Here is a 23,877-nt window from a genome sequence, read left to right on the forward strand (position 1 = left end):
CGATCGCTCAATGCAACAGCGCCGCAGCGGTTGCTCGGCGGCCGCCGGCCTTCGACAGCACCGCTCAGCGGGCCTTCTTCGTCGCCCGCTTGCGGGGCGGCGTCAACAGGGCCGATCGCGCGATCGCGGACGGCACCAGACGGTAGTACGCCCAGACACCGCGCTTCTCACGCTCGAGCAGCGCCCCTACCGCGCGGTGTGAACCCGCGACAACTCGGGGGCGTACTCGCCCTGCGGCGGTTCGACGGTGGCCTGTGTCGATGCCGACCGCTCCAGGAAGCGCAGCAGCTCGACCGGGAACGGCAGCACCACCGTCGAGTTCTTCTCAGCCGCCACCTCGACCACCGTCTCCAGCAGCCGCAGTTGCAGCGCGGTCGGTGTCTGCGCCATCGTGGCCGCGGCGTCAGCGAGCTTGTGCGACGCCTGCAGCTCACCGTCAGCGGTGATGATCCGGGCGCGCCGCTCACGCTCCGCCTCGGCCTGCCGGGACATCGAGCGTTTCATCGATTCCGGCAGCGAGACATCCTTGATCTCCACTCGGTCGATGTGGACGCCCCAATCGATCGCCGGGCTGTCGATCATGACCTCCAGGCCCTGGTTGAGCCGCTCGCGATTGGTCAACAGCTCGTCGAGGTCGCTCTTGCCGATGATCGAGCGCAGCGACGTCTGTGCCACCTGGAGGACCGCGAACATGTAATCCTGCACGTTGACGATGGCGCGGACCGGGTCGATGACCCGGAAGTACACCACCGCGTCGACTTTGACGGTCACGTTGTCCCGGGTGATGCCGTCCTGTGCCGGCACCGGCATGGTGACGATCTGCAGGTTCACTTTCTGCAGCCGGTCCAGCACCGGCACGATCAGGGTCAGGCCCGGCCCACGGGTCACCTCGCGCAGACGCCCGAACCGGAAGATCAGACCGCGTTCATACTGCCGAACGATCCGGGCGCTGGCCAACAACCCGGCCACCGCCGTTATCAACACGACAATAAACATCAAAACCATGGCAGCACGCGCCATCCTTGCATCTCCACCCAGCTTAACGCGGTGTGCCAGCGCAACGCACCGCGGTGATGACTGACCAACCGCGCCGAGCAACGGCGTCGCCCTGAGCCACTGCCAAACCGGACTGAATTGACCAACGACTCGTCGTTGAAGCGATCTTCCCGCTTCCATGAGCAGGGCAAGGCAGCTGGGAACAGCACACAAGGACATAGCCTCGACCAGGCGATCGAGGCTATGTGCGCTTCATGGTTAACGCTGAGCTATTCGCCCGCCTCGCCTGAAGACTCACCACCTTCCGCCGCGGCTGCTGCTTCGGTGGGAGCCTGCTTCGCCTCCTCCTCTGTCGCCACTTCCTCAGCCTGGGCCTGCTCACCCGCGGGCTCGGGCTCCTCGGTAGTCGGCGCTGCGGACACTTCCTCAGCCTGGGCCTCCGGGGCCGGTTCTTCGACCGGCTCCTCCTCGGCGGGTGCCTCGGCCTGCTCGCCTTCCTCCGCGGCTTCCGCGGCGGCCGGCTCAGCCTGCACGGACTCTGCGCCCTGCTCCTCACCGCCACCTTCTGCGCTGTCGGAACCCTCCGTTTCCGCCGGCTCGGTCGAGGGCTGCTCGCCCTGACCGCCCAACTCGCCGGCCCGGGCCGGCTCAGCCTCGGGCGCCTGCATGACGTCGCTCATCTCATGTCACCTCTCCACCTGTTCGTGGTCGATAGGAAGTCTGGGGCGACGCTCACGAGGACGTGTTGCTGCATGCGTGACGGTCAGGCGTTGCACGCTTAAGCGGAGCCACTCCTGCGGCTCGGTCACCCGAGCCGGCACGTCCGCTCGTCGCGGGCCGCGGCCCGCAGCGGCATCGCGTACCGCGTATGGCGTATGGCGTTGCAATTCTGACGTTACTCCGTGTGATCCGAATGTGTTCAGTCAGCTCCGGCTGAGGCGCAGCGGCAGCAGGCAGCCGCACGGAAGCAAACCTGAGTAATCCTGGAACCGACATGGAAGGACAGCGAATGCGTTGCCGTGCCCGCAAACGGTGGGCGTTGGCGCCCGAGGGGGCCGCGGAGTGCTTCCTCGCGAAGGTGCTGTGGAGGGTGTCAACCCCCAACGCTCCGGTGCCGCCCATGGGTGGGCCGCTCCTCAAGCAACGGTGGGCATGGCGCCCGCTGCCCGACCAAGTCCAGCGGTCAGAGTGACGCTCACCTCGTACGTCCGCGAGTCGCCGCCCGCATCGACCACGTTCTCAACCAGTCGCCCTTCATCGCTCCCCCTTGTGTAACCCGCCATGGCCTACTACTGGCTGGGAGTAGACGAGGGAGATTCCCCGAGTTCTCCCGCGCTGGCCGGGTTCGGCGTAGCACAGCACGTGCCTGCGGGACGATCGAGGCGCACCGTGCCGGAACGGGCTACTACGGTCTGCTCCGCCAGAATCGCGTCGTCGAATGCTGCTGCGGTCGGTTGGGTCTGCTCAGGCATGCATGTTGAGCTTCTCGGCGGTGCGGAACAGCAACGTGGCTTTCGCGGATTGTTGTGGGTCGCCTTCGCAGTCGATGATCACGATCTGACCGGGCCGTAGCTCGTTGAACAGAATGCGCTCCGACAACGAGTCTTCGATCTCGCGTTGGATCGTCCGGCGCAGCGGCCGGGCGCCCAGCACGGGGTCATAACCCTTGTTCGCCAGGAACTTCTTGGCGGTGTCGGTGAGCTCTAGACCCATGTCCTTGTTCCGCAGTTGGGTCTCGATCCGGGCGATCATCAGATCGACGATGCCGAGGATCTGGCCCTGCAGCAGCTGATGGAACACGATGGTGTCGTCGATGCGGTTGAGGAACTCCGGCCGGAAGTGCTGCTTCAGCTCGTCGTTGACCTTCTGCCGCATCCGCTCGTAGTTGGACTCGGTGTCCTCGCTGGCCTGGAAGCCGAGCGAGACCGCCTTCGCCGCATCCCGGGTGCCCAGGTTGGTGGTCAGGATGATCACCGTGTTCTTGAAGTCCACGACGCGGCCCTGACCGTCGGTCAGGCGGCCGTCCTCGAGGATCTGCAGGAGTGTGTTGAACACGTCCGGGTGGGCCTTCTCGATCTCGTCGAAGAGGACCACGGAGAACGGTCGACGCCGGACCTTCTCGGTCAGCTGACCACCCTCGTCATAGCCGACGTACCCAGGCGGGGCACCCACCAGCCGCGACACCGTGTGCTGGTCATGGAACTCCGACATGTCCAGCTGGATCAACGCGTCCTCGCTACCGAACAGGAACTCCGCCAGGGCCTTGGACAGTTCGGTCTTGCCCACCCCGGACGGACCCGCGAAGATAAACGACCCGGACGGCCGTTTTGGGTCCTTCAACCCGGCCCGGGTCCGGCGGACCGCCCTGGATACCGCCTTGACCGCGTCGTCCTGACCGACCAGCCGCTTGTGCAGCTCGCCCTCCATCCGCAGCAGCCGAGCGGTTTCCTCCTCGGTCAGGTTGTACACCGGAATACCGGTCCAGTTCGCCAGGATCTCGGCGATCTGCTCATCGTCGACCTCCGACACCACATCCAGGCCGCCGTTCCACTCCTTCTCCCGCTGCGCCTGCTGACCCGGCAGGTCCGGCGGTGCGGTCATCCGCCGGATCCGCATTCGCGCACCAGCCTCGTCGATCAAATCGATCGCCTTGTCCGGCAGGAACCGATCCGAAATATACCGATCCGCCAGGGTCGCCGCGGCCACCAACGCCGCATCCGTGATCGACACCCGGTGATACGCCTCGTAGCGGTCCCGCAACCCCTTCAGGATCTCGATCGTTTCCGCCAACGACGGCTCACCCACCTGGATCGGCTGGAAGCGCCGTTCGAGGGCGGCGTCCTTCTCCAGGTGCTTGCGGTGTTCGTCGAGCGTGGTCGCGCCGATGGTCTGCAGCTCGCCACGGGCCAGCATCGGCTTGAGGATGGACGCGGCGTCGATCGCGCCCTCGACGGCGCCCGCTCCGACAAGGGTGTGGATCTCGTCGATGAGCAGAATGATGTCGCCGCGGGTGCGGATCTCCTTGAGGACCTTCTTGAGGCGCTCCTCGAAATCGCCCCGGTAACGGGAGCCCGCGACCAGGGCACCGAGGTCGAGCGTGTAGAGCTGCTTGTCCGTCAACGTCTCCGGGACCTCACCCTCGACGATCCGCTGGGCGAGCCCCTCCACGACGGCGGTCTTGCCCACGCCGGGCTCGCCGATGAGGACCGGGTTGTTCTTGGTCCGGCGGGACAGCACCTGCATGACCCGCTCGATTTCCTTCTCCCGGCCGATGACCGGGTCGAGCTTGCCCTCACGGGCGGCCTGCGTCAGGTTTCGACCGAACTGGTCGAGCATCAGGCTCGTCGAGGGTGCGGCCTTGCCCGGGGCATCGGCGCGGGCGGCGGCCGGCTCCTTGCCCTGATGTCCAGCGAGCTGGATGACCTGCTGACGGACCTGGGTGAGTTCAGCGCCCAGCTTGACCAGCACATGCGCGGCGATGCCCCCATCCTCGCGGACGAGACCCAGCAGGATGTGCTCCGTGCCGATGTGATTGCGCCCGAACTGCAGCGCCTCCCGCAACGAGAACTCCAACACGCGCTTGGAGCGTGGCGTGAACGGGATCTCCCTCGCAGGCTGCTGGTTGCCATGCCCGGCGATCTCCTCCACCTGGACGCGGACGGCCGCCAACGAGATACCGAGTCGGTCCAGAACCTTGCCCGCGACGCCCCCACCCTCAAACGCGCTCTCAGCCTCGTGGATGAGGCCGAGCAGGATGTGCTCGGTGCCGATGTAGTTATGGCCGAGCATCCGGGCCTCTTCCTGCGCCAGGACGACAACCCGTCGTGCTCGATCGTCAAACCGCTCAAACATGACCATCACGTCCCAGTGGCCCGCGGGCCCACACAGAGGCGTATACACGCGCCGAACAACGGACATCCGAACAGCAGTCCAAACAACGGAAATCCGAACAAACGGGAATCCGATGCGCACCGTCGCAGCGTTATCGAGGATGGCGTACAACGCCACCCAAGGGGCAAACGGGCGCTCTACACGATGCTATCTCGGTGACGCACGCGTCTGATGAACCAGCCGGTATGCCGCCCTCAGGTGTCCGGTTCAAGGTCTGATGACGCGAGACACACACGAGACACCTGCCAGAGCCCGATTCTGCCGTGCTCCTTGCTCCGCTGCACAGAGGGTAAGGGTCCGATTGAGGTCAGACCGAGGTACCGCCTGGACGCGTATGGTCCCTCACATCCGGCCGAGTAGGCCTTGATGTGCGTACCTGAGGACGCCAGGCGCCGGCGTTGGATGTCGGTAGCGATGGTGCCCGCCCGGCGGTGGTCACGTGGGCGCCCGGCCTTTACCTTGCCGGGGATTGGGTGCGCCGGCCGTTTCCGACCGCGCTGATGGAACGGGTGGCGTCTGGTGTGTTCGCCGCCAACCAGGTCCTCGACCGCGCCGGCGCGGCGTTCGAGCCCGTCCGGTACGACTCAGCGGCCTGCCTTGCCGGGTGATGGGGATGGACGCTCCTGCGCCATCGACGCTTGCTCGGCGGCGGTGCGCTCGGGTTCAAAGCGCCGTGCTGCTGGCAGCGGTGAGGGCGGCCAGTGCGGTCGGCACCGCCGCGGCGAGTCGGGGCAGGTCGGGCATCATCTGTGGGTCGACGCGCAGTCCGATGTGGATGCTTCCCTGGTACGCGGATATGGCGATGCCGAGTGCTTGGCCGTGCGCCAGCGGCGCGATCGGGTATACCTCCTGGAGTGGGGCGCCGGCCAGGGTCCAGGGCCGGGTCGGGATGGGCACGTTGGTGACGATGGTGTCGAAGAGCAGTGGGGCGCAGTGGCGGGTCAGCGGTGCGGTGAGGTGGTGCACTGCGGCGGGCAGCCGGTCGGCGAGGATCGGGAATGCGCCCGGGCCGTGGGTGAACCCGGCGGCCTTGTGCTGGTTCATGATGGTACGGATCTTGTGGAGTCTGGCGAGCGGGTTGGGTTCCCGGATCGGCAGGTCACACAAGTAGCCGGAGAGCAGGTTGCCGCGGTGTGGTCCGTGGGTGCGGCGGCTGACCGGGATGAGTGCCCGCACGTTGCGGCTCCCGACGCGGCAGTCTTTGCCGGTGAGCCATTCGCGCAGCGCGCCGGTGATCACGGTCAGCAGGATGTCGTTGTCGGTGCCGCCGTGACGTTTCCCGACCTGGCGAACCGTGTCGAGGTCGAGCTTGAGCAGGGCAAGGCGCTGGTTGGTGGATGGCGCGGTCGTGCTGATGCCCGGTGCCAGCAGTGTGCCGATCCGGACGTGGGACACCACGGATGCGGCGATGCTCGCGGTGCCGAACGCTTCGGCGACAGCGCCGGGAATGTTCGCGGCGTAGCGGGCGAGCCCGGCGACCGTCCGATCCGGGTGGATCGCCATGCCAACGACGGCTCGCCCGATGTCCAGCAGAGACGACGGCCCGGACGCCGCCCGGTTCGGCGGGGCAGCCCAGTGCGGCGGGGCAGCCGCGGTCGGCGGCGCGTCGGTGCATTGGTCCAGCAGGCGGATGCCCAACTGCACCGCCCGCAGGCCGTCGGCCATGGCGTGGTGGACTTTGACCAGCACCGCGAAGCGCCCGCGGGTGAGGCCGGTGATGAGGTGTAGTTGCCACAGTGGGCGGCGCTGGTTCAGTGGTACGGCCATTATGGTGCCGGCCAGGTCGGCCAACGCGCCTTCGCTGTGCTCATCGAGGGTGTGCTGGTGCAGGTGGTGTGCGAGATCGAACGACTCGTCCTGGACCCATCGCATCGCGCCGGGTGGCAGCCAGGTCATGCGGACCCGCTGGCGGAGCGACAGCACCCGCTCGACGCGGTCGCCGAGCAGCGCGGACAGCCTATCCGGCGCGATGTCGCGTTGCGGCCCGAAGATCGCCAGCGCCCCCAGATGCAGCGGTGCTTGCCGGGACTCCAGGCAGAGGAAGGCCGCGTCGAGCGCGCTGAGTTGTTCCTGCTCCATCAAATGCCCTGCCGCATGGCGCCTCGTCGTCCCTGCGTGGTGATCGCGCTCCAGCCACGGAACCGCCGTCTCACACTCGCGCTGACCCGTCGGGGTGCGTAGCGCCTGCCTGCGGGTCACGCGGCGGGCAGACTCTCCCGACCTCGCACCGATAAACCCGTATCGCGAAGAACTACCCGTTCAGGCACGAAGCTCCACTGTAGACAGCGCCACGGCCGACGCTGACTGATCGGCAGCCCTGCGCTGAAAGGCCGCGGTGCAACGACAGTAGCCGCGGCGTCGATGACGTCGTGCTCGCGCCCGCCCCACAGAGTGACAGCTTCCGGAATCAAGCGGGCGCGCCTGCGACGGCACGTCGCCTGTGCCCTCATCCGCGGGCCACCAGCAGCCGCCCGCAGCCTCGAAGGCCGACACTCCGTGCCATGTTGTCGGTAGTCCTGCCCTCCCCGATCGCAGGACTGAGCGCCGCGGGGCAGAGTGACCCGAATGCGGTATCCAATCATCCGTCCTTTCGCCGCCGCTCCGCAGCCGATTCGGATGCGGAGGTTCGGGCCCATGCATAGGCTCGTGGTGGCGGTGACGGGACCATCGGATCGGCCGGGGCCGGCCGCCCGATTTTCACGGGGGTACGTGTCACGTCGATCAGCACACTGACGGCGCCGCGATGCAGTCGCCGATGCAGTTCGGGCAGCAGCCGGGCCAGCAGCCCTCCGGGCAGCACACCTCACCGCCCTGGCCGCCCTCGTCCACCACGACGACTTCCGCCAGGTGTACCCGCAGCGGGGCCAGGCGGCAGTCGGCTGCCAACAGGCGTGGCCCGGGATACGTAGCCCTGTCGCGTGCTATGGAGGAAGAGACCACCAAGGGGGGACACATGAACCGGCTCAGCCTCGGAGTTCTCGGCACGTCGCGCAAGGAGCACGAGTACCGGCTACCCATCCATCCCCTGCACCTGGATCGGGTCGGCGCCGACCTACGGTCCCGGATCTTCCTGGAGCACGGTTACGGGCAACGCTTCGGCGTGCCCGACGAGCAGCTCGCGCCGCTGGTGGGCGGGATCGGCTCGCGGGACCAGCTGATCGCCGCGCGCGACGTGATCCTGCTGCCCAAACCGACGCACGAGGACATCGCCGAGCTGCGGCACGGGCAGGTGCTCTGGGGCTGGCCGCACTGCGTCCAGGACGAGGCGGTCACCCAGCTGGGCATCGACCGCCGACTGACCATGATCGCTTGGGAGGCGATGAACCACTGGACGGCGGAGGGCGCGTTCAGTGTTCATGTCTTCCACAAGAACAATGAGCTCGCCGGCTACTGCTCGGTGCTGCATGCGCTGCGGCTGCTGGGGAGCACAGGGGACTACGGCCGCCGACTGCGGGCCGCGGTGATCAGTTTCGGGGCGACGGCCAGGGGCGCGGTGATCGCGCTGAACGGGCTCGGAGTCTCCGACGTCACCGTCCTGACCCATCGCGAGGCGACCGCGGTGGCCTCACCTATTCCCTCGGTTCGGATGGGCCATTTTGAGCGAACCGAGCCCGGCTCGCCGCGGACCCTGGCGATGAAACGTGTCAGGCCGCTGCCGTTGGCGGAGTTCCTCGCCGAGTACGACATCGTCGTCAACTGCGTGCTGCAGGACACCGACGCGCCGTTGATGTTCGTCACGACCGACGAACTGGGCCTTTTCGCCCCAGGCACCTTGTTCGTCGACGTGTCGTGCGACGAGGGTATGGGCTTTGAATGGGCGCGGCCGACGTCCTTCGCGGACCCGATGTTCACGGTCGGGCACGGGATCCACTACTACGCGGTCGACCACAGCCCGTCCTACCTGTGGAACTCCGCGACCTGGGAGATCAGCGAGGCGTTGATCCCGTACCTGCGTACGGTGATGGACGGGTCGGACGCCTGGGACCAGGATGAGACGATCCGCCGGGCGATCGAGATCCGCGACGGTGTGATCCGGAACTCCAAGATCCTCTCGTTCCAGGGGCGCTCCGCCGACTACCCGCACGCTCATATTTGAGCGGCATCGCACACATCGAATGTCACCATGTCGCGCAGCCGCGCCCGGATGGAAATCCTGGCCTACCAGCATGCCGCGTGAGCTGCGCGGACGAGGTTTTCGGCAAGGGCAGGACTCTGTTGCCTAATTCTGTCTATGCAGCGAGGGTGAGATCGAGCCTGCTCAAGTGGGTTGTTCGGGTGCGTTGTGTGGGTGTGCCGGTCCACCATGCGTGGAGGCGGATGAGGTTGACCGCGGTCGCGGCGAAGGCGTGTTCAAGATCGACTTTGCCGAGGCCAACGTATTGGGCTTGGTGGATGCCGGTGGCTGCGGTGGCCTGGTGGATGGTGCCTTCGATCCCGGCGCGGGCGCGGTAGGTCTGTTTCCAGGCGTCGGTTTGCTGCTCGGCGCGGGCGTCGCGGAGGGCTTCGTGCAGGTGGCGGGGTCGTAGCGTCAACTGTCGTCGACGCTGCTGTGAACGGGTGCACTCGGTGCGGGCCGGGCAGGTGATGCAGGCGCTGAGGGGGAAGCTCACCACGATGACGTCCTGGCCGTCTTGGCGGGTGGGGTTCCAGGTGGCCGAGTGGTGGCCTTGTGGGCAGCTCGCACGCTGTTGGTCGAAGTCGATGGTGAACGCGGTTCGGGCGTAGGGGCTGTTGGTGCGGGCGTGGCGGGAGGAGTCGCTGCGCATCGGGGCGATCAGGCGGACCTGGTGCTGGGTGCGGCAGGCCAGCAGGTTCGCGGTGGACGGGTAGCCGGCGTCCATGAGGTGCTCGGCCGGTAGCAGGTCCCGGTCGGCGAGCATGTCGTGGATCGGCATCGTCATCGCCGAGTCGGCCACGGCGGCGTGGGTGGTGACCACATTGGTGATCAGGTTCGGTGGCTGGGTGGGATCGGTGCTGCCATCGTCAGCTGGGGTGTGGTCGCAGGTCTCACTGAAGTGGACCTTGTACCCCTCCCAGCTGCGGCCGCGTTTCTCGCTGTAGCGGGCATCGGTGTCGTACGGGGAGATGATCCTGGTTCTGCCTGGCGGGAGCCCGTGGGTGTCGGCGTCCCGCCAGATCACCCCCCACCCGGACTCGCCAACGGTGTACTGCTGGATCCACACCTGGCGCAGCACATCGACGGCGGGAACCTCATGCAGCCATTCAGGGGCCCGCCGGTCGGCGACCGCTTTGAGGAGCCGACGCTGGCGACGTCATGCGGCTCGCCGCGAACGCCGGTGTAGTGGACATCCTGGTCAACAACGCCGGGATCTACGCGTTCACCAGTACCCCGGACACCGGCGCGGACAGCTTCGACCGGCACATCGCCGTGAACACCCGCGCCCCGTACCTGCTGGTCGGTGCCCGCACCCCGGCACGTCCACATCAGGAGCCGCTGATCGCGGCCGTAGTACGACCTGGTCGAGGGGAATCCGCTGGCGGTGCAGGAAGAACTGCCCGCGCAGCGGGTGCCCGTCGGCGTTGGCCCGCGCGGAGCCGTGCCGGATCGCGGCGTCGAACGCGACCGCGTCCGCCCACTCCGCCGGGCTGTCCGCCTTCAACGCGGTCCAGAACCCGTCGTCGTGGAACGGACACCCCAGTTCCCTGTCAAGCCTGTTCGTGTTGGTGCAGGCTCCCGTCACTTCAGCGTCACACTCCGCCATATGCGCGATGCGGTGGCCGGATCTCTGGCGAGCGCTGGTCGCGGACGGTGGACTTGGACAGCAGCCCCGTCCCACCGGGCAGCATCCGGCCTCAAGGCCAAGGGCTACTGGCGCGCATGCCGGTCAATTACGCGAGAACGATGAAACACACGGTGGTCAGCAGCCTGACGAGGCTGCGACGGCTGTAGTAGGCGAACGGGTCGCGCCAAGGCCGACCGTCGAAGGTGGCGGCGATCGGCGTGTCCTTGCGGTGTCTGCCGCATCGGCGGCGTTGATGCGGCGGCGTTGATGCGGCGGCGTTCCTCGTGGGCGTTGAGGACTGACCCGCATCGAGGTCGCTATCGGCCGCTGGATCAATGGGCGGTGCGGCGCAGGGTTGCCGCCTCGCCTTCGAGTACCTCGGTCACGCGCGCGACGAAGTCGTCGATGGCTTCGAGCTGGCTGTCGTCGTAACGGTCCATGATCTGTTCGACGCGCTCGGCGAAGCCGGTGAAGGTGCGGAGCAACTCGCGCTGCACCGCACTGTTTTCCACCACGCGTATGACGGTGCGGCGCCGGTCGGCGGTATCGGGCTCCCGCTTGACCAGCCCAGCGCGCTCCAACCGGCCGACCACCTGAGCGATCGCCGCCGAGGACATGCCGGTCATCTCCGCCAGCCGGCCGGGATGGGTCGGTCCGATGCGCATGAGAATTTCGGCGCACTTGAAGTCGGTGACGTTGAGCCCGAGGCGTTCGGCGATGGCCGAATGGAAGAGCACGACCGCTGTACTGAACCGGCTGCCCAACTGGCGGCCCAACTGCTGCCGAGGCGAGGCCGCGGGGCGGGTCCGGCCGCCCTTCGCCGGGCGCGTTGTCCTGTCCGTCACGTGCGCTGTCCTCCGTCTCGTGGCACACCACAAATTCTCGGTCATCGGCCCAACGCCCGCGAGGACCACTGGACGGCACTCCAGTATTCATGATAGAAGTTGCCTAAGAATTTTAGCTAAAAATCTACCGTAATGCTACTGAGGAGACCTTGATGTCCAGCAACCACCTGCGCGTCCTCGTCGCGGGCGGCGGAATCGGCGGCCTGTGCCTGGCTCAGGCCCTGCACCGGGCCGGAGTCGACGTGACCGTGTTCGAACGCGCCGAGTCGCCGGACGCGTTCCGCGAGGGGTACCGCATCCACATCGACCCCGACGGCAGCCGGGCCCTGCACTCGTGCCTGCCCGAGGCTCGGTTCGCGCTGTTCGAGGCGGCCTGCGGCCGCGCGCCGCGCTCGTTCGCGTTCCTCACCGAGCAGCTCGATGAACTGATGCTCGTAGACGTGTCCAAGGTCGACCCTGCCGATCCGGTCGGTCGGCACCGGTCGATCAACCGGTTCACGCTGCGCCAGATCCTGCTCGACGGGCTCGACGGCCACGTCGAGTTCGGCAAGGAGCTTCATCGGTACGAGTGCGCCGCCGACGGGACGGTCACCGCCTTCTTCGCCGACGGCACCCGTGAGACCGGCGACGTCCTGGTCGGTGCGGAGGGCAGCGGCTCCCGCGTCCGCGCCCAACTTCTGCCGCAGGCCGACCGCCTCGACACCGGGGTGGTCAGCATCGGCGGGCGCCTCGCACTCGACGCGAGCGTCCGCGCCGCGCTGCCCCGTCAGCTCACGGACGGAGTCGCCATGGTGCTCGCCTCCGGCGGCGCCAACATGTTCCTCGCGCCGCACGAACACACCGACGACGGGGCCGCCCTCCCCCCGCACCTGCTGCCCCCGTCCCGAGCCGACTACCTGGTCTGGGCGGTCACGGCCCGGCGCCGAACGTTCCGGACCGATGCGGCACCGGAGGTAATGACACCGGAGGCGGCGCACGCGCTCACCACGTCGATCGTCGCCACCTGGCACGACCGGCTGCGACGACTGGTCTACGACACCAACCCGGCGACCATCACCGCGATGACCGTGCGTACCGCGGCACGGGTGGGTCCGTGGCCGGCGGGCAACGTCACCGTGCTCGGTGACGCCATCCACAGCATGCCGCCCTCCCGCGGAGTCGGCGCCAACACCGCGCTGCGCGACGCCGACCTACTGGGCCGCAACCTCGTCGCGGCCGCCGCCGACGGCGACGTGACAGCCGCGATCGCCGACTACGAACGCCGGATGCGCGGGTACGGCTTCGCCGCCGTGAAGGCATCAGAGCGCGCCCTGCGACAGTCGGTGATCACGAACCCGATCGCGTTCACCGCGACCAAGACAATGCTCCGGATGATCAACACCGCGTTGAAGCTGAAAAGCGGATCCCGGCCTGAGAGGAGACTTCCGTGAGGATCACTGTGTTCGGTTCCACCGGCCGCACCGGCCGGCACGTGCTCGCCGAAGGGCTGCGCCGCGGCCATGCGATCACCGCGTTCACCCGCCGGCCGCAAACACTGCTTGACCAGTCGAGCCTGGCCGCCGTCGTGACCGGTGACGGACGCGACCCGGACGCGGTACGGCGGGCGGTCACCGGCGCTGACGCCGTCCTCGCCATCGTGTCCGCCGAACGCCGTAAGGGTCCCCACCACACCGCCGCCGTTCTCGAAGTGATCATCGACGCCATGACCGACCTCGGCATCCGTCGCCTGGTCGCCACCAGCGCCTACCCCATCGTGGCCCGAACGCCCCAACTGCCCATGGCGCTGCTGCGCCGGCTGCTGGCCAGCGCCTACGCCGACCTCACTCGCATGGAACACCTCCTGACCAGCAGCGAGTTGGACTGGACCGTCGTGCGGCTCAACCGACTCACCGACGCGCCCGCCCGGGGCCGGACCCGCCTCAGCCGCGGCGAACTCGACAGACCCGCCGGCCTGACCCGCGCCGACGCCGCCGCCACGCTGCTGGACGTCATCGCCGACGACACGACCGCCAGGGCCGCTCTCAACGCCGCCGGTCCCCGACCGGGCGGCTCGTAGCGCTCCGCTCGACGTCACCGCAGGGTGATCCGAGCTCGGCAATACGTCACGTTGGGTAATCAATGGCAGTCGCGCGGCCACCGCCTCACCTGTCGGTACCGTGCGCGGACGAAGTCAGCGGTCATTGGCGGATGGTAGGGCCACCAGATGGCCGGTTCTGCCGGTGCCGGTGCGTAGTTGATGGTTCTCGAGTTCGAGGACGTTGATGATTCGGGCGAGCGCGTCGTTCTCTCCTTGAAGCTTGTTGGTCTCGGCAATGAGTTCCTTGATTCGGTCGAGTGCCTTGGCGAGGTCGTCGCGGAGCTTGCGTTCGTTGTCGGGGACGTGGCCGTGTGCGCGGACGCGGGGCGTAGAACTCGTCTTTGAGGTCGGTGTGCCGGTGAGTGAGCAGGTGCCGTTTGACGCCGGCCTCGTCGGCGAGCGCGACGATGGTGAGTGATCCGTTGGAGCGAAGGGGTGTTCCGGCTAGGAGCCGGTCGATCGCCGCTTTGATGGCGTCGCGGTCGGCGGTGCAGGGTCGAGCGTTCATGAGTTCTCCTGATCGACAGTGATGCGCGAAGTGCGGTGGTCAGCGGCGAGTTGAGCCAGGTGATCGGCCTTCTGTCGCAGCCGGTCGGCGAGCGGCTCGGGCAGCAACGGCGAGTAGGCTTGGGCGCGGAGCTCGGCTGCTGCGTTCTCGATCTGGCCGGCGTGCTCGTCGGTGCGGGCGATGTTGGCGCAGTTGCTGCGGCAGCGGTCGAGGCTTGGTGTGCTCTGGGCGCCGCGGCTGGGATGGCAGAGCGCCTTGGCGCGGTCGTAGTTGCAGAACAGGAACGCTTTGCTGTTGTGGAAGACATTGAGCGCGGGGTCAGCCAGCAGGCTGCGGGCCTGTCGCGTGGTGGTGACCAGTCCGCCGAACCGGCGGTGCTGCGTGCCGGCGGCGTTGACTAGGCGACGCGCGGCTGGTCCGGAGACGCCGTCGCCGTTATCGAGGGCTTCGTGGACGTCGGTCAGGTCCTGGGCGACCGCCCGGGCGGTCTCGAAGTCGAGGAGTTCGTGGATGCCGTTGCGGGATCGTGCTGCGTAGCCTTCGCTGATCAGGGTGCGGAGGTGGCCGTATTGCACTGCCAAGGCGACCAGCCCGCCAGGTCGCCGGGCAATGTGCCAGGCGAGCGTGCGCCGGAACCGGCCGAGGCTGATGGCGCCATGAGCGTCCGCCGGGATGGCCTCGGCTTCGCGGCCGCATGACCGGGCGTGCTGGTTGACCCACTCGATGAACGCCTTGACCCGGTTGTGGACCGTGACCGGCGAGAGCGAGCGCCCGGTGCGGACCTCGCTGGAGCGCCGGTCTTCGGCCATCGTGTCGAACAACAACCGGCTTCCTCGCCTGAGCCTTTCCATCACCCGGACGGCGGTGACCACGGGAGGAACTGCGACCCACGGGACTCGAACGGCGCCGACGGATTGATGGACACCGTTCTCGTCGAGGGCGTGCTTGAACTGCCGCCCGTGGATCAACCCGTGGGCGGGTGCGTCCTTGCCCGGGGCGGTGTCTTCGAGGGCCGTTACGTAGATCAGTTGTCGTCCCGAGTTGGTCACGGGTGGCTGCGGACAGCAGCCGGCTTCCAATGCCAGGACTACTGGTGGGAGGGTGTTATTCCGTCCATGCACTATTCCGCGGCGAAGTAGACGTCGACTCCGGTGTCCGCGGTCAGGGTGCTCGGAAGCTCGTCCATCCGTGCGAAAGCCTGCTGGAGCGGGGGAATGACCGTCTTGGTATGGCGGCTCGTCAGCGCCACCATGGTCAGGAACCGGGACTTGCGGTCAACCAGCGTGGCGACCTGGCTGTTCTTCGCTCCGATGATCAGGTCGCCCTCGAGGTGTCCAAACACTGAGCGCTGATCTGCTGCGTCCGGGCGGTCATCGATCGACCGCGCGCCGATAATCTGGGAACGCTACTGGCCCTTGACCGTGTTCCGCTTGTTCTTGCGGATAGGCCGGCCTGTCCGCAGCTTCTGGCAGAGCTCTCGAGGGATCACCTTCCACCGGCTGGTGTAGATCGCGCGGTAGATGCTCTCGTGACTGACCCGCATCAACGGGTCGTCGGCATGCCGGAGTCGCAGGCGTCCGACGATCTGCTCAGGGGACCACTCCCGCTCCAACAGGTCAATAACAACCTGGCGCAGGAGCGGATTGTGTTGCAGCGCCGAAGGTTTCGGACGACGCGCCGCATCGTGGGCTCGTTGCCCGGCAGCCACCGCCCGGTAGGCAACCCGGCCCCCGTTGCGGGCCACCTCACGGCTGACCGTCGATGCCGGCCGTCCGATCGACATGGCGATCGAGCGCAGCGACGCGCCGGCCTCAAGGCCACGAGAGATCGTCTCCCGATCGACCGCTGTCAGGTGACCGACCCGAGCCACAGGTACCGCAGGCGCGATACCACCGTGGTGCTTCAGCACCGTGAACGCAGACCCAGGGGGCTTGCCCAAAGCCCGGGAGATCACACTGATCGGCTCACCGGCCCGCCACCGTCGCCACAGATCCTGCTTGACCACATCCGACATTCCCGGCCGACCCATCCGAGCCAACGGTCCTCCATCTACCAGCACTGCTGCGTTGACCCCCTGAACTTAAGGCTGCGGACTTCAGGATCTGGTTCGCCCGCCGCAGCTCACGATTCTCTCGTTCCAGGGCGGCGATGCGTTCCGCGTCGCCGCTGGTGATGCCCGGCCGCTCGCCGGCGTCGGTCTCGGCCTTCTTCACCCACGTGCGCAACGCCTCCGGATGGATCCCGAGCTGATCGGCGATCCGCCGGATCGCACCCACCGCGCCGACGGGGTCCCGGCGGGCCTCGACCGCCAACCGGGTCGCACGCTCACGCAGGTCATCGGGGTACTTCTTCGGTGCGGGCATCGCTGTCGTTCCTCCCAGGTTTCGATGTCTCCATCAAACCCGGTACGGGACACATTTGACCTCAAGTGAGGTTGAGGCTGCAGAGTCTTCTCCAACGGTCTTGGCGGTTTCGGCCACCGGTCAGGCGTGGCCTGGAGCCGTGGTGGAAGTGGAGATGGTCATGAGCAAGGCGGCAGGGTTCTTCGAGCCGGGTGGTCCAGAGGTGCTGCGGTTGATCGACGTAGCGGAGCCGCAGGCCGGGCCGGGGCAGGTGCGGATTCAGGTGAAGGCAGCCGGGGTGCAGCCGTTTGACATCGCGGTGGTAGAGGGTGTCATTCATCGGGGGACGGACCCGGCGGTTCCACAGATCCCGGGCAACGAGTTCGCTGGTGTGGTCGATCAGGTTGGTGCCGGAGTGGTCGGGTTCGTGCCCGGTGACGAGGTCCTCGGCTTCGGCACGCTGAACAGCTACGCCGAGCATCTGGTAGTCGGGCCTGACCAGATCACCGCCAAACCGGCGAGTATGTCGTGGGAGGTGGCCGGTGGGTTCAGCGCGGCTGCTCAGACCGCCGATATCGGCCTGAAGGAGGTCGAGGTCGGTGCGGGTGACACGGTCCTGATCCATGGTGCGGCCGGTGCGGTGGGCGGCATCGCTGTGCAGCTGTGCCGGCTGTGGGGTGCCACGGTGATCGGTGCAGCCCGGGAAACCCAACACGACTACCTGCGCTCGCTCGGCGCGATCCCGATCGCCTACGGCGATGGGTTTGTTGACCGGGTGCGGGCACTGGCCCCGCAGGGTGTGGACGTCTGCCTGGACGGGGTTGGCGGCGCGGCGCTGGATGCTGCGTTGGAGCTGGTGAAGGACAGGAGTCGCATCCTGACGCTCGTTGATCACGCCAGGGCTTCGGAACTTGGGATTCGCACTACTCCGTTTACCCGTTCCGCGGCGCGGCTGGCCGTGCTCGCGGACCTGTACGCCCAGGGTGCATTGACCATGCACGTCCTCGCGACCTTCCCGCTGGCCCGCGCCGCGGACGCGCACCGCGCATACCGGGCCGGGAACATCCGCGGCAAGATCATCATAACCATTGATTGACCGGTGACCCATTTCCTACGCCCAGGAACGGCGAGATCACGATGATGACAGTGGACAACTGGACGAGTATCGCCCGCACACACGCTCAGCGGCACCTGGTGCGGATGCCGTGACACGTCTCAAGGTGGGAGTCGTCCTACCCTCACTGGCCGCCCAGCGGCGGGACGGCATCGATCTGCGGATCGCGGCCCGACATGCCGAGGATGTCGGCTTGAACAGCGTCTGGCACGGTGATCACCTCGCTACGGGGCAGCCTTCGCTGGACCTGGCAGTCGCCTTGGCCACGGTCGCGGCCGTGACGGAGCGGGTTTCGATCGGCGCCGGCGTGTTCGTTCCCGCGATGCGGCCACTCGCCTGGGCGGCCAAGCAGATCGCGAGCATGCAACACGTCTCCGGTGGACGGCTCATCCTCGGCGTGGGCTCCGGGGGCGGTCCGCAGCAGTGGGCCGCCGCCGAGGTCCCCTATGCCGAGCGCGGCAAACGCACCGATCTTGCCCTGGACCTGTTGCCCGCACTGCTAGCCGGCGTGCCGGTTCTGATCGGCGACCAGAACGTTGTGCTGACCCCGGCTGTGTCCCGACCCCCATTCTGGGTCGGCAACGCTTCGCCGGTCGCGATCCGGCGCGCCGCGCGGGTCGGCGACGGCTGGTTCCCCTCCCTCATCCCGGCTAGCGCGGTCACCGCCGGCGCGGCACGGCTTGCCCAGTTGACCGACAGGCCCTGTGAGATTGCGGTCGGTACGACGGGTGCCCTCGGTGATGGAGTGCTTTCCCAGGACGAGATCGCGGCGAGGGTAGGCGCGAGCCATGCCCGCCAACTACACGGGGTTCCCATTACCGGCGGTCCTGACGAAGCAGCCCGTCGAATGGCTGAGTTCCAGGACGCCGGGGCGACCCATCTCGTCATGGGCTTCGCCGACGGCGATTGGCGCGGCCAATGCGACCTCCTGGCCGAGGCCATGGGGCTGCTGCGAGTCTAGTGTCGAGAGCACCTACTTCAGGGCAAGGCGGAACCGTGGCCCGATCAGTCGGTGTCCACCTCAAACTCGGCAGGTCCGGACGCGATGTCGGCGACGTTTGCTCCGCTATGTCCTGCAGACACTCGACGGCCAGGCGTTTGGCCGATGCGATGCGGAGGACCACGTCGGGAGGAGACCGTGCGGCTCCGCGGCCGTTAGGCGACCGTTCGCACCGGTCATGTCCCACCGTTCGCGCTCGCTTGGTCCGCGGTTCGTGCGGCGAGGTAGTCGGCCCAGTCGCGTCGCGCGTAGATCACCCAGCGGACGGCGGTGGTGACGTGCATGCCGAGCAGGTCGGCCATGACGGCGGCGGGCAGGTCCGCGGCGAGAGCAGCGAGGGCTCCGTTGCGGGCCGCGCGGACTGTGATGCCGTGGCGGCCGAGTTTCTGGGTCATGGCGTGGGTCGAGATCGGCCGGCCTGGAATCAGCGCACCAGCGACAACCGAGGCTTGATCGTCGACTCCCACTTCAAGAACCGGGTCTGCTGCTGACGGGTCCAGCCCTCCAACATCGCCTCGAACACCGCCGGCGCAGGATCCAAATACACGACCCCGTCGACCAAGACCAGGTGCGCGGCACCCGGCAAATCCGCCGCTTGACCCACCCCAACCTCAGTTACATCAGATGCAACATTGTTGAGCCTAGTTCCCGGCGGCGCAAGCCCTGCTGGCAGACCCCTATACCGACCGCAATCCACTCGCATACCATGCCCGTGACCTGCGTGACCTCGTCGTTGCCCATCCGGCCGAATGTTGCATCAGATGCAACTCCGCGCGTTTTCACCGGGACGCATTCCGGTGAGGTACGCGATGACGATGAAGCAGGCGGTGGAGAGCATCCTGATCAGGTTGCGCCGCTCGTGGTAGAGGAACGGCTCGTGCCAGGGCTGCCCCTCGAGCTGGCCGGTGACCGGGGTGTCCAGCGGGGCTGACGCATGGTGATCTCGAAGGTATTCACGCCAGATCGGCCGCTGCAGGGTCGCCGCGACCGTGCGCGTCGGTGTGCCGGTCTTCGCGGCGAGGTAGATGATCGCCGCTCGGGCTGGCTGTCCTCCGGCGAAGATCACCGGGATCGGGTCGCCGGCCTGCTTGGTCGCGTGCAGGGAGCGCAGCAGCTGGTCGCTGCCCGTGGCCTCGGGGGCGGAGTCCGCCGTGGCAGCGGCCGCGATGATCTGTGCGCGTTCTTGGTGCGCGTTGAGGATGTCGTCGGCGAACTGCTCGACGAACCGCAGGGACCACACCAGCAGCAGTCCCATCGTCTGCGGCGTGATGGGCTCGGTGAGGTTCTCGCCTCGGGACGACGCGGCGGGTAGGTAGTCGTCGTGGCCGTCGCGCAGCCAGGGCGGCTCGGTGAGCCTGTTCGCGGCCGGCAGGTAGGCGGTGCCGTAGAAGTGCAGCCGGGTCAGCGTGATCAGGTGGCTGCAGGCGGTGTTGCGGGCCATGCCGCGCTGTTTGTCGAGGTGGTCGGCGAACGCGGTCAGGTCGTCTGCGGTCACGGCCGCGAGGGTGGGGATGCCGCGTGCGACGAGCCAGTGCGCGAATACGGCCCACTGCTGGATGGTTTTAAAGGTCCGATCGGCGCTGAGCCGGGCTCGCATCGGCGCCCCGCCGTGGGACAGGGCGACCGTGCGGGGAAGCGGCAGTGTGATGAGCGCCCAGGCCGCGTGCCGGAACGCCTCGCGGTAGGCATCAGGGAAACCGTTGCTCTTTCCCCTGAGCTACGAGGGCGCGATGAGCAGTGTACCGACGCGGGTGTTGACCTGCGTCGGCATATCCCGGCCTACGGTGACCCAGGCGTGTTCGGGCTGGTGAGACCGGCCACCGATCACCCAATCGGCGTTTGCGACCAGCGCGGTCCGCCCCGTGTGCCGGGTTCGCCCGCCGTGACCTTCGCTGGTCCGCTCCGCCGATCACTCGTCGAGCCGTGGCGCTGGCGGTGCCGACGGGCTAATCTGTTAGCTAACCTGGAGGTGTTGGTATGTCGGCGGAGGCCGTGCACTTCAACATGCATGACGCGAAGACGAACCTGTCAAGGATCATCGAGCGTGTGGAGCGTGGGGAGGAGATCATCATCGACCGGGCGGGCACGCCCGTGGCAAAGGTCGTGCCCTTGGTGCGTCGGGTCAACCGCACCGCCATCGGCTCGCTCGCAGGGCACCTGGACCTCAGCGGTGACTGGGACTCGCCCGAGACCAACGCGGAGATCGCGGCTGACTTCGGGATCGGCGGATGAGCCTGCTGCTGGACACCCATGTCGCATTGTGGGCAATCACGGGTGACCCCACGTTGGGCCAGGACTTCCTGGATCGCCTGCGCCACGATCCGGACATCTACTTGTCTCCGGTCAGCCTGTGGGAGATCACCATCAAGCAGTCCACCGGAAAGCTGGCCGGGCCGCCCGACCTGGCGGAGCGGGTCCGTGACATGGGATTCCGTGAACTGCCTGTCACGCACGTGCATGGCATTGCCGCCGGCCGTCTCCCACCGCATCACCGCGACCCGTTCGACCGCATGCTAGTGGCTCAGGCAGCCACCGAAGGGCTGACGTTGGCCTCCCGGGACGCGTCCGTGGCGCTGTACGACGTGGAGATCCTCAAGGTCTGACCTGCTCGCGGCGCCGGTGCCCGTTAGCGAGCGGCGGACACACTCGTGTCAGCGCTGCGGCTGGCGTTCGAACGTAGGAGGAGGGAGGACTCATGACCGAATTTCACAACTGGGACGACATCCGCGCCGAGATCGACGGTGACAGCGATGCACTGAATGCCGAGCGGGCGCGGACGGAGGCGTGGGTCAGCGCCTTCCACCTCGCCGAGGAACGCAAGCGACTCGGACTCACGCAGCGGCAGGTCGCGGACCTCATGGCCGTCACGCCCGGTCGGGTCAGCCAGATCGAGAACGGCGACCTGGACGTCAACGAAGTCGCCACTCTGAGCCGATACGCGCAGGCGCTGGGTGCCCGGCTCCGCATCATCTTCGACCAAGGCGACGATCTGCGGCAGATCGCTTAACAGGGTGGAGGGTGCGGCAGTAGCAGCTCGGCGTGACGCGGGCAGATAGTTGATGCCGGTTCACCTGCGGACGAGTCCGCGCCTGGTTGCTGCCGCGCCTGAGCGCTCATCGAGCCACACTGTGCCGGAAGGCGTTTCTTGGAGTGGTGTGGGTGCGGTACAGCGGGCTGCATGGCGTGGCGGCCAGCCGGGCCTCCAGGTCGTCGAGTTCCCGTCCTCTGCCGCGTTCGGCGAGGAACGTGAACTCGGTCATGATCCCGACGACGCTGCGGTTGGCGGTCGGGGCGATCCGGCGGGTGCTCATCTGCTCGACCTCGGCAGCGATCATCTCGTCGTCGGCACCGTACGCGGCCATGGTCGCGGCGATGCGGTCGACGGCACGGGACAGTGCGGTGGCGGCGGGTGCGAGCGGCAGCAGGACCGGCAGCAGGGTCGCCTCGTTGACCAGCAGCAACACGTCCGGTCGCCATGCGAACCGAGTTGCGTACCACTCGCCGAGTGCGGTGGTCGACTGCTCACCCGCGCGCAGGTCCGGCGTGCCGATCCGGTCACGGAGCTTCTTGGTCGCACGCAGGATCATCACGGCAAAATCATGGCAGTGGCGTAGCTGTTTCCCTGATTGAGCACCTGTCGCGTCGCTGCCCCGCACCCGTCGACCGGGACGGCACTCAACTCACTGTGTTCACATGTAGGCCGGCGCGTTCCAGGCGGTCCAGCAGGCTCTGCTTGCGGATGTGCTCCTGACACAGCTGGTGGATCCGCCCGCGGAACGTCTTGCGTTGGCCGTCGCGCTCGCCGAGTGCCTTCAGGTCGGCCAGCAGCGCGACAGCGGCATCGTATTCCTTGGGTTTCTTGGTCGCGATCAGCTCTGCCACCCGCTGCCACGCCTGTTCCGGGTCGGCGGCCAGTTCGTCAAGGCGCTGCTCGCGGGCCGCTGCGGCCGCCGTCTCCCGGCGTGCCTGTTCGGCCGCCTTGCGTTCCTGTGTCTGCCGCTCCCGTGCTGCCCAGCGACGCTCCGCGCCGGCCAGCAACTCGCCCACGGTGCGGCCGCCGCCTGCGGTTTCGATGGGCGCGCCGCCGCCGTACCGGCGCAGCAGCTCGGCACGAAGGTGCACGCCGTCACCTCGGAGCAGCCGCACGATGGCCTCGTCCTTGTCGGCCGCCGGCAGGTGCTTCACCCATTTGGTCAACGCCGCCGCGGAGGGCGCCTTCGTGGTCAGCGGCGTGCTGGCCTCGGCCGCCGTTTCGAGGAGGTCCTCGTCCAAGCGGAGGAAGCCGGCGAGGCTACGCAGCGGCCCCGACAGCGTGGCCAGGCCGGGCGGTACCGCCGGCTCCAGCGAATCCTCGTCCAGCTCCTGGTTCTGCACGCACAGCAGCCACGCCAGGTAGAGCGGCCGGGTGTCTCCGGCGGCCAGTTCCGCCCGGACAGGGACGATCGATGCGAGGGCGGCCTCGTCCTCCCACCACTCCTCGTCGCCGTCCCCGTCCTCGCTGTGCAGGTCGAGGATCACATGCTCACCCGTGCTCAGCGACGATGCGGCGTGACCCACGCAGTACGTCGCCGCGAGTGCCGGGTCCAGCAGCGATGCCGGCAGCCGCAGCGCGATCCGGCGGGTGCCCCAGTTCGCCAGGTACAGGTGGGCGTCGAAGTATCGCTTCATCCAGTCGCGAGGATCGGCCTTCAGGTCGCCCCACTGATAGTCGTTGACGAAGCTCGACGCGCTGATCCGGCCACGGGTCGACACCGCCCGCAGCTCGCGCTGCTCAGCGGCGGTCAGCGGCCGGTCGATCGCCACGAACTCGTAGTACTGGTACTCGCTCACGGGTCAGCCGCCCCAGTGCCGGTAGGCGTCGATCCACTCCGAACCGTCCGGCGGCGGATCGGGCAACGGGAGGTCCAGGATCGCGATCGCCTGCCGCTCCCGACCCCGGTGGCAGATCGCCACGATCCGCTGGCCCCTCAGGTCCACCTTCCGGACCGTGACCTCGACGCCGAGGACCTGTGTCGCGAACGGCAGCGCGAGGTTGTCCTCGATCATGGTGTACAGGCCGGTCAGCTGCTCGTCCTCGTTGTAGCAGTCGACGGTCGCGTCTTCGACCAAGGCATCGAGTTGTGCCCGGCTCAGTGAACTCACCGCGGCAGGATAGCGGGTGCTATCAATGGTGTGACGCTCGGCGGCGGGCGCGACGACCGAGCCACGACCGCGTGCGACGATCCTGTCATGGGCACCGACGTGACGGTGGAGAGTGACCTTGCTCGGCTGCGTCGTGAACTGGAGCGCTTGAGGGTGGAGAACGTCCGCCTGTCGCGTCTGCTGGACCTGCGAGGTCAGGACACCGCTCCGCCGCCGGA

General features: G+C 67.6%; 25 protein-coding genes and 1 pseudogene. 9 read left to right on the forward strand and 17 right to left on the reverse strand.

Features of this window, described 5'->3' with window-relative positions; genetic code table 11:
• Positions 1 to 64: 64 nt before the first annotated feature.
• The 5 genes and pseudogenes from OHA72_RS12445 to OHA72_RS12465 form a co-directional block, all read right to left on the reverse strand.
• Positions 65 to 181: pseudogene (locus OHA72_RS12445) on the reverse strand (transcriptional regulator); the annotation flags it as partial.
• A gap of 5 nt (positions 182 to 186) precedes the next feature.
• On the reverse strand, positions 187 to 1,020 hold the full coding sequence (locus OHA72_RS12450) for a slipin family protein (protein WP_327008000.1): 834 nt from the start codon (positions 1,018 to 1,020) through the stop codon (positions 187 to 189).
• A 245-nt stretch (positions 1,021 to 1,265) separates the two neighbouring features.
• Positions 1,266 to 1,676, reverse strand: a complete 411-nt coding sequence (locus OHA72_RS12455) for a hypothetical protein (protein WP_327008001.1) — start codon at positions 1,674 to 1,676, stop codon at positions 1,266 to 1,268.
• A gap of 784 nt (positions 1,677 to 2,460) precedes the next feature.
• Positions 2,461 to 4,848 carry an ATP-dependent Clp protease ATP-binding subunit gene (locus OHA72_RS12460; RefSeq protein WP_327008002.1) on the reverse strand — a complete coding sequence of 796 codons (2,388 nt, stop codon included), beginning with the start codon at positions 4,846 to 4,848 and terminating at the stop codon, positions 2,461 to 2,463.
• 702 nt (positions 4,849 to 5,550) lie between these two features.
• Positions 5,551 to 6,966, reverse strand: a complete 1,416-nt coding sequence (locus tag OHA72_RS12465) for a wax ester/triacylglycerol synthase family O-acyltransferase (RefSeq protein ID WP_327008003.1) — start codon at positions 6,964 to 6,966, stop codon at positions 5,551 to 5,553.
• An 874-nt stretch (positions 6,967 to 7,840) separates the two neighbouring features.
• Here OHA72_RS12465 and OHA72_RS12470 point away from each other — a divergent pair.
• A complete protein-coding gene (locus OHA72_RS12470) occupies positions 7,841 to 8,983 on the forward strand; it encodes a N(5)-(carboxyethyl)ornithine synthase (protein ID WP_327008004.1) in 1,143 nt (380 codons plus the stop codon).
• Positions 8,984 to 9,116: 133 nt separating this feature from the next.
• Here the strand turns inward: OHA72_RS12470 and OHA72_RS12475 are convergent, their stop codons facing one another.
• Positions 9,117 to 10,070: a transposase gene (locus OHA72_RS12475; protein ID WP_327008005.1), complete on the reverse strand. Its 954-nt coding sequence runs from the start codon at positions 10,068 to 10,070 to the stop codon at positions 9,117 to 9,119.
• Between the two features lie 893 nt (positions 10,071 to 10,963).
• Positions 10,964 to 11,476 (reverse strand): MarR family winged helix-turn-helix transcriptional regulator, encoded by a 513-nt coding sequence (locus tag OHA72_RS12480; RefSeq protein ID WP_327008006.1) that lies wholly within the window; start codon positions 11,474 to 11,476, stop codon positions 10,964 to 10,966.
• A gap of 152 nt (positions 11,477 to 11,628) precedes the next feature.
• Between OHA72_RS12480 and OHA72_RS12485 the strand changes: the two genes are divergently transcribed.
• The 3 genes from OHA72_RS12485 (at position 11,629) to OHA72_RS12495 (ending at position 13,898) form a co-directional block, all read left to right on the forward strand.
• Complete coding sequence (locus OHA72_RS12485; protein ID WP_327008007.1) at positions 11,629 to 12,906, forward strand: FAD-dependent oxidoreductase; 1,278 nt, start codon at positions 11,629 to 11,631, stop codon at positions 12,904 to 12,906.
• Positions 12,903 to 13,532, forward strand: coding sequence for an NAD(P)-dependent oxidoreductase (locus OHA72_RS12490; RefSeq protein WP_327008008.1), 630 nt, complete (start codon positions 12,903 to 12,905; stop codon positions 13,530 to 13,532). The genes OHA72_RS12485 and OHA72_RS12490 overlap by 4 nt, the downstream gene beginning before the upstream one ends.
• A gap of 180 nt (positions 13,533 to 13,712) precedes the next feature.
• Positions 13,713 to 13,898 (forward strand): hypothetical protein, encoded by a 186-nt coding sequence (locus OHA72_RS12495; RefSeq protein ID WP_327008009.1) that lies wholly within the window; start codon positions 13,713 to 13,715, stop codon positions 13,896 to 13,898.
• A 159-nt stretch (positions 13,899 to 14,057) separates the two neighbouring features.
• On the opposite strand, the gene OHA72_RS12500 is transcribed toward OHA72_RS12495, so the two are convergent.
• From OHA72_RS12500 to OHA72_RS12515, 4 genes are all read right to left on the reverse strand, one after another.
• Positions 14,058 to 15,110, reverse strand: coding sequence for a hypothetical protein (locus tag OHA72_RS12500; protein WP_327008010.1), 1,053 nt, complete (start codon positions 15,108 to 15,110; stop codon positions 14,058 to 14,060).
• Between the two features lie 71 nt (positions 15,111 to 15,181).
• Positions 15,182 to 15,403, reverse strand: a complete 222-nt coding sequence (locus tag OHA72_RS12505; RefSeq protein ID WP_327008011.1) for a hypothetical protein — start codon at positions 15,401 to 15,403, stop codon at positions 15,182 to 15,184.
• Positions 15,404 to 15,466: 63 nt separating this feature from the next.
• Positions 15,467 to 16,066 carry a helix-turn-helix domain-containing protein gene (locus OHA72_RS12510; protein ID WP_327008012.1) on the reverse strand — a complete coding sequence of 200 codons (600 nt, stop codon included), beginning with the start codon at positions 16,064 to 16,066 and terminating at the stop codon, positions 15,467 to 15,469.
• Positions 16,026 to 16,424, reverse strand: a complete 399-nt coding sequence (locus tag OHA72_RS12515) for a transposase (RefSeq protein ID WP_327008013.1) — start codon at positions 16,422 to 16,424, stop codon at positions 16,026 to 16,028. The genes OHA72_RS12510 and OHA72_RS12515 overlap by 41 nt, the downstream gene beginning before the upstream one ends.
• Positions 16,425 to 16,584: 160 nt before the next feature.
• On the opposite strand from OHA72_RS12515, the gene OHA72_RS12520 reads away from it, so the two are divergent.
• Together OHA72_RS12520 and OHA72_RS12525 are read left to right on the forward strand one after the other, a co-directional pair.
• Positions 16,585 to 17,499, forward strand: coding sequence for an NADP-dependent oxidoreductase (locus OHA72_RS12520; RefSeq protein WP_327011540.1), 915 nt, complete (start codon positions 16,585 to 16,587; stop codon positions 17,497 to 17,499).
• Between the two features lie 109 nt (positions 17,500 to 17,608).
• The gene (locus tag OHA72_RS12525; RefSeq protein WP_327008014.1) at positions 17,609 to 18,478 is read left to right on the forward strand and encodes an LLM class flavin-dependent oxidoreductase; all 870 of its coding nucleotides are present in this window, start codon (positions 17,609 to 17,611) and stop codon (positions 18,476 to 18,478) included.
• A 215-nt stretch (positions 18,479 to 18,693) separates the two neighbouring features.
• Here OHA72_RS12525 and OHA72_RS12530 read toward each other — a convergent pair whose 3' ends face one another.
• The 3 genes from OHA72_RS12530 to OHA72_RS12540 all read right to left on the reverse strand — a co-directional run bounded on the left by OHA72_RS12530 (position 18,694) and on the right by OHA72_RS12540 (position 20,114).
• Complete coding sequence (locus tag OHA72_RS12530) at positions 18,694 to 18,912, reverse strand: hypothetical protein (RefSeq protein WP_327008015.1); 219 nt, start codon at positions 18,910 to 18,912, stop codon at positions 18,694 to 18,696.
• A 29-nt stretch (positions 18,913 to 18,941) separates the two neighbouring features.
• The gene (locus tag OHA72_RS12535; protein ID WP_327008016.1) at positions 18,942 to 19,121 is read right to left on the reverse strand and encodes a hypothetical protein; all 180 of its coding nucleotides are present in this window, start codon (positions 19,119 to 19,121) and stop codon (positions 18,942 to 18,944) included.
• A gap of 153 nt (positions 19,122 to 19,274) precedes the next feature.
• The gene (locus OHA72_RS12540) at positions 19,275 to 20,114 is read right to left on the reverse strand and encodes a site-specific integrase (RefSeq protein ID WP_327008017.1); all 840 of its coding nucleotides are present in this window, start codon (positions 20,112 to 20,114) and stop codon (positions 19,275 to 19,277) included.
• Positions 20,115 to 20,494: 380 nt separating this feature from the next.
• On the opposite strand from OHA72_RS12540, the gene OHA72_RS12545 reads away from it, so the two are divergent.
• The 3 genes from OHA72_RS12545 (at position 20,495) to OHA72_RS12555 (ending at position 21,524) form a co-directional block, all read left to right on the forward strand.
• Positions 20,495 to 20,749: a type II toxin-antitoxin system Phd/YefM family antitoxin gene (locus tag OHA72_RS12545; protein ID WP_327008018.1), complete on the forward strand. Its 255-nt coding sequence runs from the start codon at positions 20,495 to 20,497 to the stop codon at positions 20,747 to 20,749.
• Positions 20,746 to 21,120: a type II toxin-antitoxin system VapC family toxin gene (locus OHA72_RS12550; RefSeq protein WP_327008019.1), complete on the forward strand. Its 375-nt coding sequence runs from the start codon at positions 20,746 to 20,748 to the stop codon at positions 21,118 to 21,120. Before OHA72_RS12545 ends, OHA72_RS12550 begins: the two co-directional genes overlap by 4 nt.
• 92 nt (positions 21,121 to 21,212) lie before the next feature.
• Positions 21,213 to 21,524 carry a helix-turn-helix domain-containing protein gene (locus OHA72_RS12555; RefSeq protein WP_327008020.1) on the forward strand — a complete coding sequence of 104 codons (312 nt, stop codon included), beginning with the start codon at positions 21,213 to 21,215 and terminating at the stop codon, positions 21,522 to 21,524.
• 106 nt (positions 21,525 to 21,630) lie between these two features.
• On the opposite strand, the gene OHA72_RS12560 is transcribed toward OHA72_RS12555, so the two are convergent.
• From OHA72_RS12560 to OHA72_RS12570, 3 genes are all read right to left on the reverse strand, one after another.
• Positions 21,631 to 22,104, reverse strand: coding sequence for a DUF6933 domain-containing protein (locus OHA72_RS12560; protein WP_442788715.1), 474 nt, complete (start codon positions 22,102 to 22,104; stop codon positions 21,631 to 21,633).
• 88 nt (positions 22,105 to 22,192) lie between these two features.
• Positions 22,193 to 23,347, reverse strand: a complete 1,155-nt coding sequence (locus OHA72_RS12565) for a hypothetical protein (protein WP_327008022.1) — start codon at positions 23,345 to 23,347, stop codon at positions 22,193 to 22,195.
• A 3-nt stretch (positions 23,348 to 23,350) separates the two neighbouring features.
• On the reverse strand, positions 23,351 to 23,659 hold the full coding sequence (locus OHA72_RS12570; protein WP_327008023.1) for a calcium-binding protein: 309 nt from the start codon (positions 23,657 to 23,659) through the stop codon (positions 23,351 to 23,353).
• Positions 23,660 to 23,877: the final 218 nt, after the last annotated feature.

The sequence above is a fragment of the Dactylosporangium sp. NBC_01737 genome (assembly GCF_035963215.1).
In the GTDB taxonomy this organism is placed as follows: Bacteria; Actinomycetota; Actinomycetes; order Mycobacteriales; family Micromonosporaceae; genus Dactylosporangium.

Coding starts and splice junctions, on each gene's coding strand:
- OHA72_RS12450 (WP_327008000.1), bottom strand. CDS start 1,020: ATGGCGCGTGCTGCCATGGTTTTGATGTTTATTGTCGTGTTGATAACG.
- OHA72_RS12455 (WP_327008001.1), bottom strand. CDS start 1,676: ATGAGCGACGTCATGCAGGCGCCCGAGGCTGAGCCGGCCCGGGCCGGC.
- OHA72_RS12460 (WP_327008002.1), bottom strand. CDS start 4,848: ATGTTTGAGCGGTTTGACGATCGAGCACGACGGGTTGTCGTCCTGGCG.
- OHA72_RS12465 (WP_327008003.1), bottom strand. CDS start 6,966: ATGGAGCAGGAACAACTCAGCGCGCTCGACGCGGCCTTCCTCTGCCTG.
- OHA72_RS12470 (WP_327008004.1), top strand. CDS start 7,841: ATGAACCGGCTCAGCCTCGGAGTTCTCGGCACGTCGCGCAAGGAGCAC.
- OHA72_RS12485 (WP_327008007.1), top strand. CDS start 11,629: ATGTCCAGCAACCACCTGCGCGTCCTCGTCGCGGGCGGCGGAATCGGC.
- OHA72_RS12495 (WP_327008009.1), top strand. CDS start 13,713: ATGGTTCTCGAGTTCGAGGACGTTGATGATTCGGGCGAGCGCGTCGTT.
- OHA72_RS12515 (WP_327008013.1), bottom strand. CDS start 16,424: ATGCCCGCACCGAAGAAGTACCCCGATGACCTGCGTGAGCGTGCGACC.
- OHA72_RS12520 (WP_327011540.1), top strand. CDS start 16,585: ATGAGCAAGGCGGCAGGGTTCTTCGAGCCGGGTGGTCCAGAGGTGCTG.
- OHA72_RS12530 (WP_327008015.1), bottom strand. CDS start 18,912: ATGACCCAGAAACTCGGCCGCCACGGCATCACAGTCCGCGCGGCCCGC.
- OHA72_RS12540 (WP_327008017.1), bottom strand. CDS start 20,114: ATGCGAGCCCGGCTCAGCGCCGATCGGACCTTTAAAACCATCCAGCAG.
- OHA72_RS12545 (WP_327008018.1), top strand. CDS start 20,495: ATGTCGGCGGAGGCCGTGCACTTCAACATGCATGACGCGAAGACGAAC.
- OHA72_RS12550 (WP_327008019.1), top strand. CDS start 20,746: ATGAGCCTGCTGCTGGACACCCATGTCGCATTGTGGGCAATCACGGGT.
- OHA72_RS12555 (WP_327008020.1), top strand. CDS start 21,213: ATGACCGAATTTCACAACTGGGACGACATCCGCGCCGAGATCGACGGT.
- OHA72_RS12560 (WP_442788715.1), bottom strand. CDS start 22,104: ATGATCCTGCGTGCGACCAAGAAGCTCCGTGACCGGATCGGCACGCCG.